This is a genomic window from Streptomyces sp. NPDC101118, from assembly GCF_044759445.1.
Classification (GTDB): domain Bacteria; phylum Actinomycetota; class Actinomycetes; order Streptomycetales; family Streptomycetaceae; genus Streptomyces.
Genome location: NZ_JBIVZG010000007.1, coordinates 221,070 through 233,780, shown reverse-complemented (window position 1 = coordinate 233,780; position 12,711 = coordinate 221,070). Strand labels below are relative to the sequence as shown.

General features: G+C 74.3%; 11 protein-coding genes. 6 read left to right on the top strand and 5 right to left on the bottom strand.

What is annotated here, in order from left to right:
• Positions 1-55 precede the first annotated feature (55 nt).
• Genes ACIQUQ_RS15125 through ACIQUQ_RS15115 form a run of 3 tightly spaced genes read left to right on the top strand, consistent with a single transcriptional unit; the run spans position 56 to position 2,516 of the window.
• Positions 56-1,207, top strand: coding sequence for a lipid-transfer protein (locus ACIQUQ_RS15125; protein WP_403975535.1), 1,152 nt, complete (start codon positions 56-58; stop codon positions 1,205-1,207).
• Between the two features lie 26 nt (positions 1,208-1,233).
• The gene (locus ACIQUQ_RS15120) at positions 1,234-1,716 is read left to right on the top strand and encodes a Zn-ribbon domain-containing OB-fold protein (protein ID WP_403975533.1); all 483 of its coding nucleotides are present in this window, start codon (positions 1,234-1,236) and stop codon (positions 1,714-1,716) included.
• The gene (locus ACIQUQ_RS15115) at positions 1,713-2,516 is read left to right on the top strand and encodes an enoyl-CoA hydratase/isomerase family protein (protein ID WP_403975531.1); all 804 of its coding nucleotides are present in this window, start codon (positions 1,713-1,715) and stop codon (positions 2,514-2,516) included. Before ACIQUQ_RS15120 ends, ACIQUQ_RS15115 begins: the two co-directional genes overlap by 4 nt.
• Here ACIQUQ_RS15115 and ACIQUQ_RS15110 read toward each other — a convergent pair.
• Complete coding sequence (locus tag ACIQUQ_RS15110) at positions 2,467-3,078, bottom strand: hypothetical protein (protein ID WP_403975529.1); 612 nt, start codon at positions 3,076-3,078, stop codon at positions 2,467-2,469. The genes ACIQUQ_RS15115 and ACIQUQ_RS15110 overlap by 50 nt on opposite strands.
• Positions 3,079-3,231: 153 nt before the next feature.
• Here ACIQUQ_RS15110 and ACIQUQ_RS15105 point away from each other — a divergent pair, with 153 nt between their 5' ends.
• Positions 3,232-4,014, top strand: coding sequence for a hypothetical protein (locus ACIQUQ_RS15105; RefSeq protein ID WP_403975526.1), 783 nt, complete (start codon positions 3,232-3,234; stop codon positions 4,012-4,014).
• A 352-nt stretch (positions 4,015-4,366) separates the two neighbouring features.
• On the opposite strand, the gene ACIQUQ_RS15100 is transcribed toward ACIQUQ_RS15105, so the two are convergent.
• Positions 4,367-6,853, bottom strand: coding sequence for a PQQ-binding-like beta-propeller repeat protein (locus ACIQUQ_RS15100; protein WP_403975524.1), 2,487 nt, complete (start codon positions 6,851-6,853; stop codon positions 4,367-4,369).
• Positions 6,854-7,126: 273 nt separating this feature from the next.
• Positions 7,127-7,906, bottom strand: coding sequence for a VOC family protein (locus ACIQUQ_RS15095; RefSeq protein WP_403975521.1), 780 nt, complete (start codon positions 7,904-7,906; stop codon positions 7,127-7,129).
• A 567-nt stretch (positions 7,907-8,473) separates the two neighbouring features.
• Between ACIQUQ_RS15095 and ACIQUQ_RS15090 the strand changes: the two genes are divergently transcribed.
• Positions 8,474-9,121, top strand: a complete 648-nt coding sequence (locus ACIQUQ_RS15090) for a TetR family transcriptional regulator (protein WP_399955904.1) — start codon at positions 8,474-8,476, stop codon at positions 9,119-9,121.
• Positions 9,122-9,436: 315 nt separating this feature from the next.
• On the opposite strand, the gene ACIQUQ_RS15085 is transcribed toward ACIQUQ_RS15090, so the two are convergent.
• Together ACIQUQ_RS15085 and ACIQUQ_RS15080 are read right to left on the bottom strand one after the other, a co-directional pair.
• Positions 9,437-9,910 (bottom strand): nitroreductase family deazaflavin-dependent oxidoreductase, encoded by a 474-nt coding sequence (locus ACIQUQ_RS15085; protein WP_403975519.1) that lies wholly within the window; start codon positions 9,908-9,910, stop codon positions 9,437-9,439.
• A complete protein-coding gene (locus tag ACIQUQ_RS15080) occupies positions 9,910-11,202 on the bottom strand; it encodes an acyl-CoA dehydrogenase family protein (RefSeq protein ID WP_403975516.1) in 1,293 nt (430 codons plus the stop codon). Before ACIQUQ_RS15080 ends, ACIQUQ_RS15085 begins: the two co-directional genes overlap by 1 nt.
• Before the next feature lie 121 nt (positions 11,203-11,323).
• Between ACIQUQ_RS15080 and ACIQUQ_RS15075 the strand changes: the two genes are divergently transcribed.
• The gene (locus ACIQUQ_RS15075; RefSeq protein WP_403975514.1) at positions 11,324-12,550 is read left to right on the top strand and encodes a thiolase C-terminal domain-containing protein; all 1,227 of its coding nucleotides are present in this window, start codon (positions 11,324-11,326) and stop codon (positions 12,548-12,550) included.
• The last annotated feature ends 161 nt before the right edge of the window (positions 12,551-12,711 follow it).

Here is a 12,711-nt window from a genome sequence, read left to right as displayed (position 1 = left end):
GTCAGATTAGCTGTACCCTTCCCGGCTGTCAGCAGTGGAGTACCCGGAGGTGGCGATGGCGGCAACCCTGAAGGACGCTACGGCGATAGTCGGGATCGGCCAGACCGCCTTCGCGAAACGACTCCCCCAGACCGAGAAGGAACTGGCCTGCCGCGCCATCCTCGCGGCCCTGGAGGACGCCGGGATCGCGCCGTCCGAGGTGGACGCCTTCGCCTCGTACACGATGGAGGAGACCGACGAGGTCGAGGTCGCCAAGGCCATCGGCGCCGGCGACGTCACCTTCTTCTCCAAGGTCGGCTACGGCGGCGGCGGCTCCTGCGCGACCGTCGGCCACCTCGCGAGCGCCGTCGCCACGGGTCAGGCCACCGTCGGCGTCGCCTGGCGCTCCCGCAAGCGCGGCTCGGGCCCCAGACCCTGGAAGAACACCGCCGTCCAGCTCCCCACACCCGGCCAGTGGACCCGGCCCTTCGGGCTGCTCCGGCCGGCGGACGAGATCGGCATGCTGGCCCGCCGCTACATGCACGAGTACGGCGCCACCCGCGACCACCTCTTCAACGTCGCCCTGGCCTGCCGCAACCGCGCCAACCAGAACCCCGCCGCGATGATGTACGAGCGCCCGCTGACCCGGGAGATGTACATGACCGCCCGGTGGATCAGCGACCCGCTCTGCCTCTTCGACAACTGCCTGGAGACCGACGGCGCGCTCGCGTGCGTGATCGTCTCCGCCGAGCGGGCCCGCGACTGCCGCCAGAAGCCGGTGTACGTCCACTCGGTCGCCCAGGGCCTGCCCGCCCAGCACCACGGGATGGTCAACTACTGGAACGACGACCCGCTCTCGGGCCCCGCCTGGACCGCCGCCCGGCACCTCTGGAAGCAGGCCGACTTCGGCCCCCAGGACGTGGACGTCGCCCAGATCTACGACGCCTTCACCCCCCTGATCCCGCTCTCCCTGGAGGGCTACGGCTTCTGCGGGCGCGGCGAGGGCGCCGCCTACACCGAGGGCGGCGCGCTGGAGATCGGTGGCCGGCTGCCGGTCAACACCGGCGGTGGCGGCCTCTCGGAGGCCTACGTACACGGCTTCAACCTGATCAACGAGGGCGTCAAGCAGCTGCGCGGCACCTCCACCGCCCAGGTCCCGGACGCGGCCACCTGCCTGGTGACCGCGGGCGAGGGCGTCCCGACCTCCGCGATCCTGCTGCGCGCCTGACCCGCACGCCCGAGAGGAGCCCGAAGATGACCGCGAACGGAACGACGGCCACGGACCAGGCCGTTGCAGGGGCCGGGGAAGGGCTGCTGCTGCCCGTCCCCGACGAGGACGGCGCGCCCTTCTGGGAGTACGCGGCCCGCGGCGAACTGCGGGTGCAGGCCTGCACCTCCTGCGGCCGGCTGCGCTTCCCGCCCCGCCCCTGCTGCCCGCACTGCCAGTCCTTCGACAGCGAGTGGCGGCCGATGAGCGGGCGCGGACGGATCTGGTCGTACGTGTTCCCCCACCCGCCGCTGCTGCCCGCGTACGCCGCCCAGGCCCCGTACAACGTGGTCCTGGTGGAGCTGGCCGAGGCACCGCACATCCGCCTCGCCGGGAACCTGGTGAGCGCGCCGGACGCACCGCTGGACTCCGTCGACCCGGCCCGGCTGCGCATCGGAGCGAGGGTGCAGGTCGCCTTCGCCGAGGTGGGCGGAGTGACCGTGCCGCGCTGGCTGCTGGAGCGCCAGTGAGCGGGGGGCCGGGCGGAGGTCTGCAGGTCGACCGGGACAAGGCCACCGGCGTCGCCGTGGTCACCCTGTCCCGGCCGGAGCGGCACAACGCAGTCGACCTCGCCACTGCGGCCGAACTGACCGCAACCTGGCAGGAGTTCCGCTTCGACCCGTCCGTACGGGCCGTGGTCGTGACCGGCGCCGGGCGGGCCGCCTTCTGCACCGGCATCGACCGGTCGGTGGACGTGCCGCAGCCCAGCTCCCCGTACGCGATCGAGGACCCGATGGTCGCGATCGGGCCGAAGGCCAACGGCCTGTGGACGCCGGTGATCGCCGCCGTCAACGGGATGGCCTGCGGCGGCGCCTTCTACCTGCTGGGCGAGGCGGAGTTCCTGGTGGCCTCCACCGAGGCCACCTTCTTCGACCCGCACACGACGTACGGCATGGTCAGCGCGTACGAGGCCGTCTACATGGCCCAGCGGATGCCGTTCGGCGAGGTGGCCCGGATGTCGCTGATGGGCACGGCCGAGCGCCTCTCGGCCCGGCGCGCGTACGAGATCGGGCTGGTCTCGGAGCTGACCGAGCCCGGCGAGGAGCTGGCCGCCGCCGTCCGCTGCGCGGAGACGCTGGCCGGCTACCCGGCGGAGGCCGTCCAGGGCACCGTACGGGCGGTCTGGTCGGCGAAGGAGGCGGCCAGGGCGCAGGCCCTGGCCCACGCCCCGCACCTGATCACGCTGGGGAACCTCGCGCCGGAGCGGCAGGCGGAGCTGTTCAGCTCGCGGAAGGCGACGGGCCCGGGGCCGGGCTTCCGGACTCGGTGACCTCGCTGACGCCGTTGACCTCGCACTTCTTCACGTCGGCGGCCTTGCGGGGCTTGGTCATGGGCACCTCGACCTCCTTGGTCGCGTGGGCGCCGAGGGTGACCGTGACCTTCCGCTCGTCGATCTCCGTCGAGGTGACGCCGCCGAGGAAGTCCACCTCGACCTCCACGGTGACCGGCCGGCCGATGTTGCTGGTCACCTGGACGAGCGCCGAGGTGCGGGGCTTGGAGCCGGCCACGGACTTGGACTTCCGGGTGCCGGCCGTCTTGTCCGGGCCCGCGCACTCCCAGATCACGACGGAGACGGGCTCCTGGCCGCCGGCGGCCGTGGCGGTGGCGGTGGCACCGCTGCCGTTGCCGGAGTCCTCCTGGTAGTCGCTGTCGCTGTGCGTGCCGTTGTGCTTCTTGGAGCTGGAGCAGCCGCCGCCGGAATCGGAGTCCGAGCCGGAGCGGGACTTGCTCCCGCCGCCCGACGAGCCGTGGCCGTGCCCGGTGGCGAAACCGGTCAGCGACAGGACCACGACGGTCAGCACGGACGCGAACTTGATACGACGGCGCAGCACGTGCGCTCCCTCCCCGGAATGACGGCGCGCCACGCTACCAGGGGCCGCCGCGGGCCAGAGCCGTCGGGGTGCGGTGGGCCGGGGCCGCCGGGGTGCGGTGGGCCGGGGCCGGGCGTAGCGTCGGGAGCGAGAGCCCGACTCAGGAGGCCGAGCATGATCCGCAATCTCCTCGGCGGTCTGATGGGCCTCATCGGAGCGACGGCCGCCGTCTGGAGCCCCTTCCGTGCCTGGTACGACGGCCGTCACGGCAGCGACTACCGCATCGAGGAGCTCTTCTCAGGCTCCGGGATCACGCCCGACGGTGCCGCGCTCCTCGCCTCCCTCTTCCTGCCGTTCCTCGTGGCCGCGATCCTCGCCCTGGTCGCGGCCCTCCTGCGGTCCCGGCTGCTGATGGCCGTGGCGGGCGTACTGGTACTGGGCTTCACCGTGCTGTGGATGGTGCGGCAGGGGCAGGCTGCGGGGGCGCTGACGGTGGGCGGCGACGCGGGCGGTCTGGGCGACGGGGTGGCGAACGCGTTCGGGGGCGGCGTGCTGATGCTGCTGGGCGCGGTGGTCATGAGCGGCCGGCGTCGTGCGCCGCGGCGCACGCTTCCGGCCCACGAACCGTCGGCTCCGACGTCGGCCCACGAGTGGGCTCCGCGGGGTGGGGCTGCGGGTTCCGGTGCCGGGACGGGTACGGGTGCCGGGGCGGCGGGCCCGGACCCCGATGCGACCCGGGAGTACCCGGGGCCGGATGCGACCCGGGAGTACCCGGGGCCCGATTCCGCGGGCGCTGCCCGGCACCCGGGACCCGGGGCGACGCGGGAGTACCCGCAGCCGGCCTCTCCGGATGACGGTCACGGACCGGTCCTGGGCTCCCCCCTGCACGAGCAGGACCCGGCCCCGAACGGCCCGGACCACGGCCCCCCGCTGGGCCCCCCGCTGAACAAGGACTGACCGCCGGCCGAGCCGCTTACGCCGAGGCCGCCTTCGGGGCCCTTCCCTGCGGGGCAACCCGGACCCTTTCGGGGGCTCCGCCCCCGTACCCCCGCTCCTCAAGCGCCGGAGGGGCTGGATCTACCCCCGGGGGCATTTCCAGCCTCGCCGGCGTTTGAGGCGTGGGGTCCCCCCAGACGGAGTCTGGGGGAGGGTCCGGGGCGGAGCCCCGGTTTCGGGAAGGGGCGGGGTGGGGAACCGGCTCCGCGCAGCGGCAACGGCCCGCACCACCGCGGACCCGCACCCGGCACGGGACCCGCGCCCCCGGCAAGCAACGGCACCCGGCACGGGACCGGTACGGCCGCCGGGGCGGTCAGGTGGTGCGGGTGCCCGTACCCTTCGCCGCGTCAAGGGCATACACGCAGCGGTCCTTGCTGCACGCGTAGACCACGCCCGCCTTCGCCACCGGCGAGCCGGTGATCTCGCCGCCCGTCGCGAGCTTCCAGCGCAGCTGGCCGCCCGCCGCGTCCAGCGTGTACAGGCAGTGGTCGGCGGAGCCGAAGTGGACCCGGCCCTCCGCCACGGCAGGGGCGCCGGTGATCTCGCCGCCCGCGGCGAAACGCCACTTCGGGGTGCCGGTCACCGCGTCCAGCGTGTACAGCGCGCTGCCCGCCCCCAGGTGGATGCTGCCGTCCGCCACGATCACCGGCTCGGCGGACTGCCGCGGCTCGGTGGCGATGCGCCACCGGTCCTTGCCGGTGGTGGCGTCCAGCGCGTACACGGTGCCGAGGTAGTCCACCAGGTACACGCCGCCGCCGGTCACCGCCGGCCCCGGCGCGAAGGCCGGCGGGGCCAGGAAGACCGCGGGCGCCTCGAAGTGCCACCGCACCCGGCCGGAGGCCACGTCGATGCCCAGCACGCGGGTGCCGGCCGCCACGTACACGTAGCCGTCCGCCGCCGGGGTGACCCGGACCGGGACGTTCCCACAGGAGGCCGCGTCGCCGATCGGGTACGACCACCGCTCGGTGCCGGCGCGCGCGTCCAGGGCGCGCAGCCGCGCGTCCTGCCAGACGTACACCGTGCCGTCGTGGACCACCGGACCGGCCTCGGGGGTCTCGAAGTCGGTCTGGCCGCCCGTGACCTCCCACAGCTTCTGGCCGTTCGACGCCTCCCAGGCCTGCACGCCGCCGCCCCGCGTGGCGGTGACGACGGTGCCCCGGTCGGCCTTCAGCGCGTACACCCACGCGTCCGTGCCCAGCCGCCACCGCTCGGAGCCGTCCTGGGCGTCCAGCGCGTACAGCGTCGGGCCGTCGGAGGCGTGGATGCGGCCGTCCGCGACCTGCATGGCCCAGGCCACGTCCCGCGTCTTGAACTGCCGCCGGCCGCTGGCCACGTCCAGTGCGTGCACCTCGAAGGAGGTCACGTACAGCAGGTCGCCGTCGACGGCCGGGGTGCCCCAGACCTCGTTCGACATCCGGAAGCGCCACGGCCGCCAGCGCCCGCTGTCCGGCGCCGCCGCGGGCCGCGGCACGGCCGCGGCGGACGGTCCGGTGGCGTTCGACGGCGCGGGTGGCGCTGCCACCCCGCCGGGCGGCCGGATCCAGCCGGTGGCCGCGCCGGCCTCGGCGACGGCCGCGGCCGAGCCGCGGGACACCCGCGGGCCGGGCCCGATCGGTACGGGCGCACCGGCCAGCCGTACGGGCTCACCGGACGCCACGGAGGCCCCGGAGGACCCCACGGGCGCCACCGGCGGGTGCTGCGGCATCGGCGGGGCGACGGCCGGCCCGGTACGCGGGTCGGCCCACTCCCTGACGGGCGCGTGCCCGGGCTCCCGGCCCGGCGGCACGGCCCGGTCCCGGCGGTGCGTGGCCGGCCCGGAGGCCGGACCGGACCCGTGGCCGCTGGCGCCGTGGCCGCCGGCCCCGCGCCCGCCCGCGCCGCCGCCCGGTGTGGTCGTCGTACGTCCGGAGGCCCCGGCGCGGCGCTGCTCGATCAGCTCCACGGCGCGCCCCGGCAGCCAGGCCGAGGCCGTGCCGCTGTCGTCGCCCGCGGCGAAGAGGTGCGGGGCGAGCTGCGCCTGGAGGTCGGCCGGGGTGGGCCGCTGCGTGGCGTCCATCTGCATGCAGGACTCGATGAGCGGCCGCAGCTCCTCCGGCAGGCCCTCCAGGTTCGGGCCCTCGCGCAGCAGCATGAAGACCGTCTCCACGGGGTTCGCGCCGTGGTACGGGGGGTGGCCGGTGGCCGCGAAGACGAGCGTCGAGCCGAGCGAGAAGACGTCGCTGGCGCCCTTGACGCTGCGGGAGTCCTTCGCCTGCTCGGGCGACATGTAGGCGGGGGTGCCGACGGCGACGTTCGTCATGGTCAGCCGGGTGTTGGAGACACCGCTGGCGATGCCGAAGTCGATGACGCGGGGGCCGTCCTCGACGACGAGCACGTTGGACGGCTTCAGGTCGCGGTGGACCAGACCCGCCCCGTGGATGGACTGCAGCGCCTCGGCGATGCCGGCCGCCAGCCAGCGGACCGCCTGCGCGGGCATCGGCCCGCACTCGTTGACGATCTCCTCCAGGGAGGGCGCCGGTACGTACGCGGTCGCCAGCCACGGCACGGCGGCCCGCGGGTCGGCGTCGACCACGGCGGCCGTGTAGAAGCCGCTGACGGCGCGCGCCGCCTCGACCTCCCGCGTGAACCGCACGCGGAACAGCTGGTCCTCCGCCAGCTCGGTCCGCACGGTCTTGATCGCCACGCGTCGGCCGGAGGCCGAGCGTGCCAGATAGACCAGACCCATGCCGCCCGCGCCGAGCCGGCCCAGCACCTCGAACGGGCCGATCCGTCTCGGGTCGTGCTGCGTCAGCTGCTCCACTCGTCTGCCACCTCCCCGTACGGGCCGTTCTCAGGACCCGCTTCCTACAGCCCGGTGCAGCGTCTCACCGCAGCGTCTCAGCGTCTCACCACGGGGTGACACCCGGTGGTGCGCACCCTGATTCTGTCTGGCCCGGGCCCGATGGGCGAACCCAGGGGCGGATCGGGGTGTCTTACCGCGATCCGGACACGTCGGGCGTCCCACCCGCTCGCGTACCGGGCGTTCTGCCTGGTCACACGCCGAATGCTGCGCCCGCTCCCCCGTTCCGTCCGGTCACGACGTTTCGGAGAGCATGGCGAAGGCCGCCCCTTGATTGTCCGCGACGACCGCGATCCTCCCGTAGGGGGTGTCGAAGGGATCCGCGGTGACGCGTCCGCCCAGCCGCTGGACGGTGCCCACCGAAGTGTCGCAGTCCTGGACGGAGAAGTACGTGAGGAAATGCGCGGGCATCGCGGCCGGGAAGGCCTCGGTGATCACGCTGCGGCCCATCACGGCCGTGTCGGGGCCGGGCTCGCTGCCCGGCGGGGACCAGGTGCGGTACTCGACGCCCGCGTCGTCCCGGTCCTCGGGGACGTAGCCGAAGACGCGGGCGTAGAAGACGTCCACCGCGTCGCGCTCGCGGGTGTAGACCTCGGCCCAGCAGAAGGAGAAGGGCTCGTTCTGCCGCTCGAAGCCGTGGTGGGTGCCGGGCTGCCAGAGGCCGAAGACGGCGCCGCCGGGGTCGGCGGCCATGGCGATGCTCCCGTAGGGGCCGACCGGCATCGGGGGCATGATCACCTGGCCGCCGGCGTCCGTGATCCGGGCGGCGGTGGCGCGGGCGTCGCGGGCGGAGAGGTAGACGTTCCACACGGTGGGCATGCGGCCGTCGGGCTTGGGGGCGAGCGCGGCGACGTTGCGGCCCTCGCTGAAGGCCTGGGTGTAGCCGCCGTACTCCGGCCCGGCGCTCTCGCCGAAGGTCCACTCGAAGAGCTCACCGTAGAACCGCTTGCCCGCCTCTACGTCCGGGAGCGAGGCGTCCACCCAGCAGGGCGTGCCCTCCGTGAATGCGGCCATGGCCCCGTCCCTTCCTTGCGCGCGGTGCGCGGCGCCGCGGTGCGTGCTGTGAACGCGGTACGTCTGCGAACGCGGTACGTGCCGTGAACGCGGTACGTGCTGTCAAGCTAATGGGCTCCCGGCGGTCACGCAGCGAGAGGAATCGAACACCGTAGGCGGTGTGGCGGGCGGCCGGACGGGGTCCGGGCTTGGGGCGCCGGGGTTCCGGGGGGTGGTGGGGGCTTGTCCACCGAAGTTGTCCACAGGCTGTTGATAAGACTATTCGGGGGACGGGGTGGGTGGGGAGGGGGGTCGGGGGCGGGTTCGGGGACGGGGTCGGGCGAGGGGTCGGGAGAGGGGTCCGTGGCGGTGCCCGGGGCGGGGCTCGGGATGGGGAGCGAGGGGGAGGCGGGGCCCGGAGTGGGCCTCGGAGTGGTGGGTGCGGAGGTGCGGGCCGCCGCCGCAGGGGCGCCGGAAACCGCGCTGCGGAGGTACCCCGAACCGTGCGGAAACCGGGCATGCAGCGCCCGTAACCCCATTTGCAGGCGGCCGAATCGCGCGCCGATCACCCCTCGGTAAGCTGACGGCATGACAGGACAAGTACGCACCGTCGACGGCCGCGTGGCCGGTCGGCGCGGTCAGGCGACGCGGCAGAAGCTGCTCGACTGCCTCAGCGAGATGCTCAGCTCCTCGCCATACCGCGACGTCAAGGTCATCGACGTCGCACGCAAGGCCGGGACCTCGCCCGCGACCTTCTACCAGTACTTCCCCGACGTCGAGGGGGCGGTTCTGGAGATCGCGGAGCAAATGGCCACCGAAGGAGCGCAGTTGACCGCGCTCGTCGAGGGCCGCGCCTGGGTCGGCAAGGCCGCCTGGCAGACCTCCGAGGAACTCGTCGAGGGCTTCCTCGACTTCTGGCGCAAGAACGACGCCATCCTCCGCGTGGTCGACCTCGGTGCCGCCGAGGGCGACAAGCGCTTCTACAAGATCCGCATGAAGATCCTGAACTCCGTCACCAACTCCCTGACGGAGTCCATGAAGGAGCTCCAGGCCAAGGGCAAGGTCGACAAGGACGTCAGCCCGGCCGCCATGGCCGGCTCGCTGGTCGCCATGCTCGCCGCGGTGGCCTCGCACCAGAAGGGCTTCCAGACCTGGGGCGTCAAGCAGGCCGAGCTGCGGCCGAACCTCGCGCTCCTGGTGCACCTGGGCATCACGGGCAAGAAGCCGACCAAGTAGGGCCGGCCGGCCGGAGGGCTCCCGGGAGAGGGCCCGCGGCCGGCGCCGGACACCGGCACATCCTGTCTGCGCGGCGGCGGACCACTAGGGGGTCCGCCGCCGTGGTGCGTACGGGGCGGGCCGGTGGCGTGGCCCCGGCGGGCCGGCGGCGCAGCTCGGGCGGGCTGCCGGCGCGGCTCGGGCGGGCCGGTACCGCGGCTCGGGCGGGCTGCCCGGCGCGGGTGCGGTGGGCGCCGCGCCGCGTGCGGGTGCCGACGGCCGACGACGCCACCCTCGGGCGGGGTGCGCGGAGGCCGCGGCGCGTGCCCGCTCCGGTCAGCGCCGTTCCAGGCGGAAGAGCCGGATCTCGCGCTCGATCCTGGCCTGGTACGTCGCGTACGGCGGCCAGAACCTCAGCACCGCCTGCCACGCCTCCGCCCGCTCCTCGCCCGCCAGCAGCCGGGCGCGCACCGCGATGTCCTTGCCCTGCCAACTCACCTCCGCATCAGGGTGCTTGAGGAGGTTGCCGGTCCAGGCGGGATGCCCCGGACGGCCGAAGTTGGAGCCGATCAGGATCCAGGTCCCGGCCGCCTCCTCCGGCATGCACGCGAGCGGCGTGGTGCGCGGCTGCCCGGACTTGGCCCCCTTGGCGGTGAGGATCACGCCGGGCAGCATCTGGGCGCTGAGCATCACCTTGCCGCGGGTGAGCCTGTGGACGGCGCGGTCCATGGCGGGGATGAAGTGCGGGGCGATCTTCGCGAAGGCACGGGTCGAGGAAACCTTCTGCATCAGGCGGACACCGGGAGGCATCAGACGGCCACCCTCTCTTCTGTCGTGGCGGGGGTTCCGGGGGCGGTTCCGGGGGCGGTTCCGGCTGGGGTGCCGGGGGCGGTTCCGGGCACGGCTCCGGGCGCGGCTCCGGAAGCGGATCCGGCAGGGGCGAACAGGCCGGCGCGCTGTGCGGCGTACGCGCGCAGCCGGTGGACGGGGCCGAAGAGCAGCTCGTCGGCCGCGGCCCGCTTGAAGTACAGGTGCGCGTCGTGCTCCCAGGTGAAGCCGATGCCGCCGTGCAGCTGGACGGCCTCGGCGGCCGCGGTGCGCAGCGCCTCCAGCGCCTGGGCGAGGGCCAGGCCGCCCTGCCCCGGGTCCCAGGCGGCGTAGTACGCGGCCGAGCGGGCCGCCTGGAGCTGTACGTACACGTCGGCGAGCCGGTGCTTGACCGCCTGGAACGAGCCGACGGGCCGGCCGAACTGCTCGCGCGCCTGCACGTACTCGACGGTCCTGGCCAGTGCCTGCGCGGCGGCCCCGGCCGCCTCAGCGGCCAGCACGGCCGCGGCCCCGAGCCCGGCGGCGGCGAGCGCGGCGCAGATCTCCGTCTGATCGTCCGCGCCAAGCAACTCGGCCGGTGTGTCGCGCAGTTGTACGCGGCCCTGCGGGCGGGTCTCGTCCAGCACGGTCTGCCGGGACCGCACCAGTCCGGGCGCGTCCGCCCGTACCAGGAACAGCTGCGCCCGGCTGCGGGCGAAGCCGCCCGTGTGCGCGGCCACGACCAGCAGCTCCGCGCTGTGCCCGTCGAGCACCTGGGCGGCCTCGCCGTAGAGCAGCCAGCCGCCCGCCTCCATGTCCACCCGCGCCTGGATGCCGCCGGCACGGCCGCCGCCGGCCCAGCCGCCGGGGGCGTTGTCGCAGGTCAGAGCGAGGGCTGTGGAGAGTGCGGCGCCCGGCACCACGAGGGTGGCGGTCAGCTCCCCGCCCGCGATGCGGGGCAGCAGCTCCGCCTGCTGGGCGGGGGTGCCGAGGGCCGCGACCAGGGGGGCGGCGAGCACGGAGGTGGCCAGCAGCGGCGAGGGGGTCAGCGCGCGGCCGGTCTCCTCACAGGCGAGGGCGAGGTCGGCGAGGGTGCAGCCGACGCCGCCCCGGTCCTCGGGGAGGGCGAGACCCGGCAGGCCGAGCTGCCGGGCGAGCTGCTGCCACAGCTCGCGGTCGTATCCGGCTGGGGTGCGTACGGCGGCCTTGACCTCGTCGGGTCCGCTGCGCTTGCCCAGCAGCTCCCTCAAGGTGCGGCGGATCTCGTCCTGTTCCGCGGTGAAGGCGGCATCCATCGGCGGGCTCCTCCCCGTATCTGACGGCGCGTCATATTAGGGCGGGCGGGCGCGGATGCACAGAGTGCGGGAGCGTCGGACTCCTGCCGCGGGGGCCACTATCTGATGTACCGTCAGATTCATGTCGTCATCCACCACCACGCAGCCGTCCGTTGCCGCGGGGCCGTCCGCCGGCCGGTCCGCCCCTGGCCGACGCAGGGTCGCCGTCGTCGGCGTCGCCCTCTCCGACTGCGGCCGGGTCAACGAGGCCACCCCGTACGCGCTGCACGCACAGGCCGCCCGCCGCGCCCTGGCCGACTCGGGGCTCGACCGCTCGGTCATCGACGGCTTCGCGTCGGCCGGGCTGGGCACCCTGGCGCCGGTCGAGGTCGCCGAGTACCTGGGGCTGCGGCCGACCTGGGTGGACTCCACCTCGGTCGGCGGCGCGACCTGGGAGGTCATGGCGGCCCACGCGGCGGACGCCATCGCGGCCGGGCACGCCAACGCCGTCCTGCTGGTCTACGGCTCCACGGCCCGCGCCGACATCAAGGCCCGCCGCCGAACGTCGAACCTCTCCTTCGGGGCGCGCGGCCCCTTGCAGTTCGAGGTCCCCTACGGGCACACCCTGGTCGCCAAGTACGCGATGGCCGCGCGCCGGCACATGCACGAGTACGGCACGACGCTGGAACAGCTCGCCTCGGTGGCCGTCCAGGCCCGAGCCAACGCCGCCACCAACCCGGACGCGATGTTCCGCACCCCGATCACCGTGGACGAGGTGCTGGGCGGCGACATGATCGCGGACCCGTTCACGAAACTGCACTGCTGCATCCGCTCCGACGGCGGCTGCGCGGTACTGCTGGCGGCCGAGGACTACGTACCGGACACCGCGAAGGCCCCGGTGTGGATCCTGGGCACGGGCACGTCCGTCTCGCACACCACGATGTCGGAGTGGGAGGACTTCACGGTCTCGCCGGCCGCCGTCTCGGGGCGGCTGGCCTTCGAACGGGCGGGGCTGCGCCCCGCGGACGTCGACGTAGCGCAGATCTACGACGCCTTCACGTACATGACCCTGGTGACGCTGGAGGACCTGGGCTTCTGCGCGAAGGGCGAGGGCGGCGCCTTCGTGGAGAAGGGCCGGCTGCTCCGGGACGGCGAACTGCCGGTCAACACCGACGGCGGCGGCCTCTCGGCCTGCCATCCGGGGATGCGGGGCCTGTTCCTGATCGTGGAGGCGGTCCGCCAGCTGCGGGGCGGTGCGGGCGAGGGCCAAGTCCGCAAGTCCGGCGGCCGCCTGCCGGAGGTGGCGGTGGCCTCGGGTACCGGGGGGTGGTTCTGCTCGTCGGGGACGGTGCTGCTGGGGAGGGGGTAGGGGTCGGGTGAGGGTCGGGGGCGGGGTACGGGTACGGGTACGAGTCCCCGCACTCGGCACCCGACGAGCCCGAGTTGCCCACCCACCGCCGTCGAGCAGCATCGGGGTGGGCCGGGGGGTCCCACACACGTCCGCGGCATGGCATGAGCCGGGTGCATCCG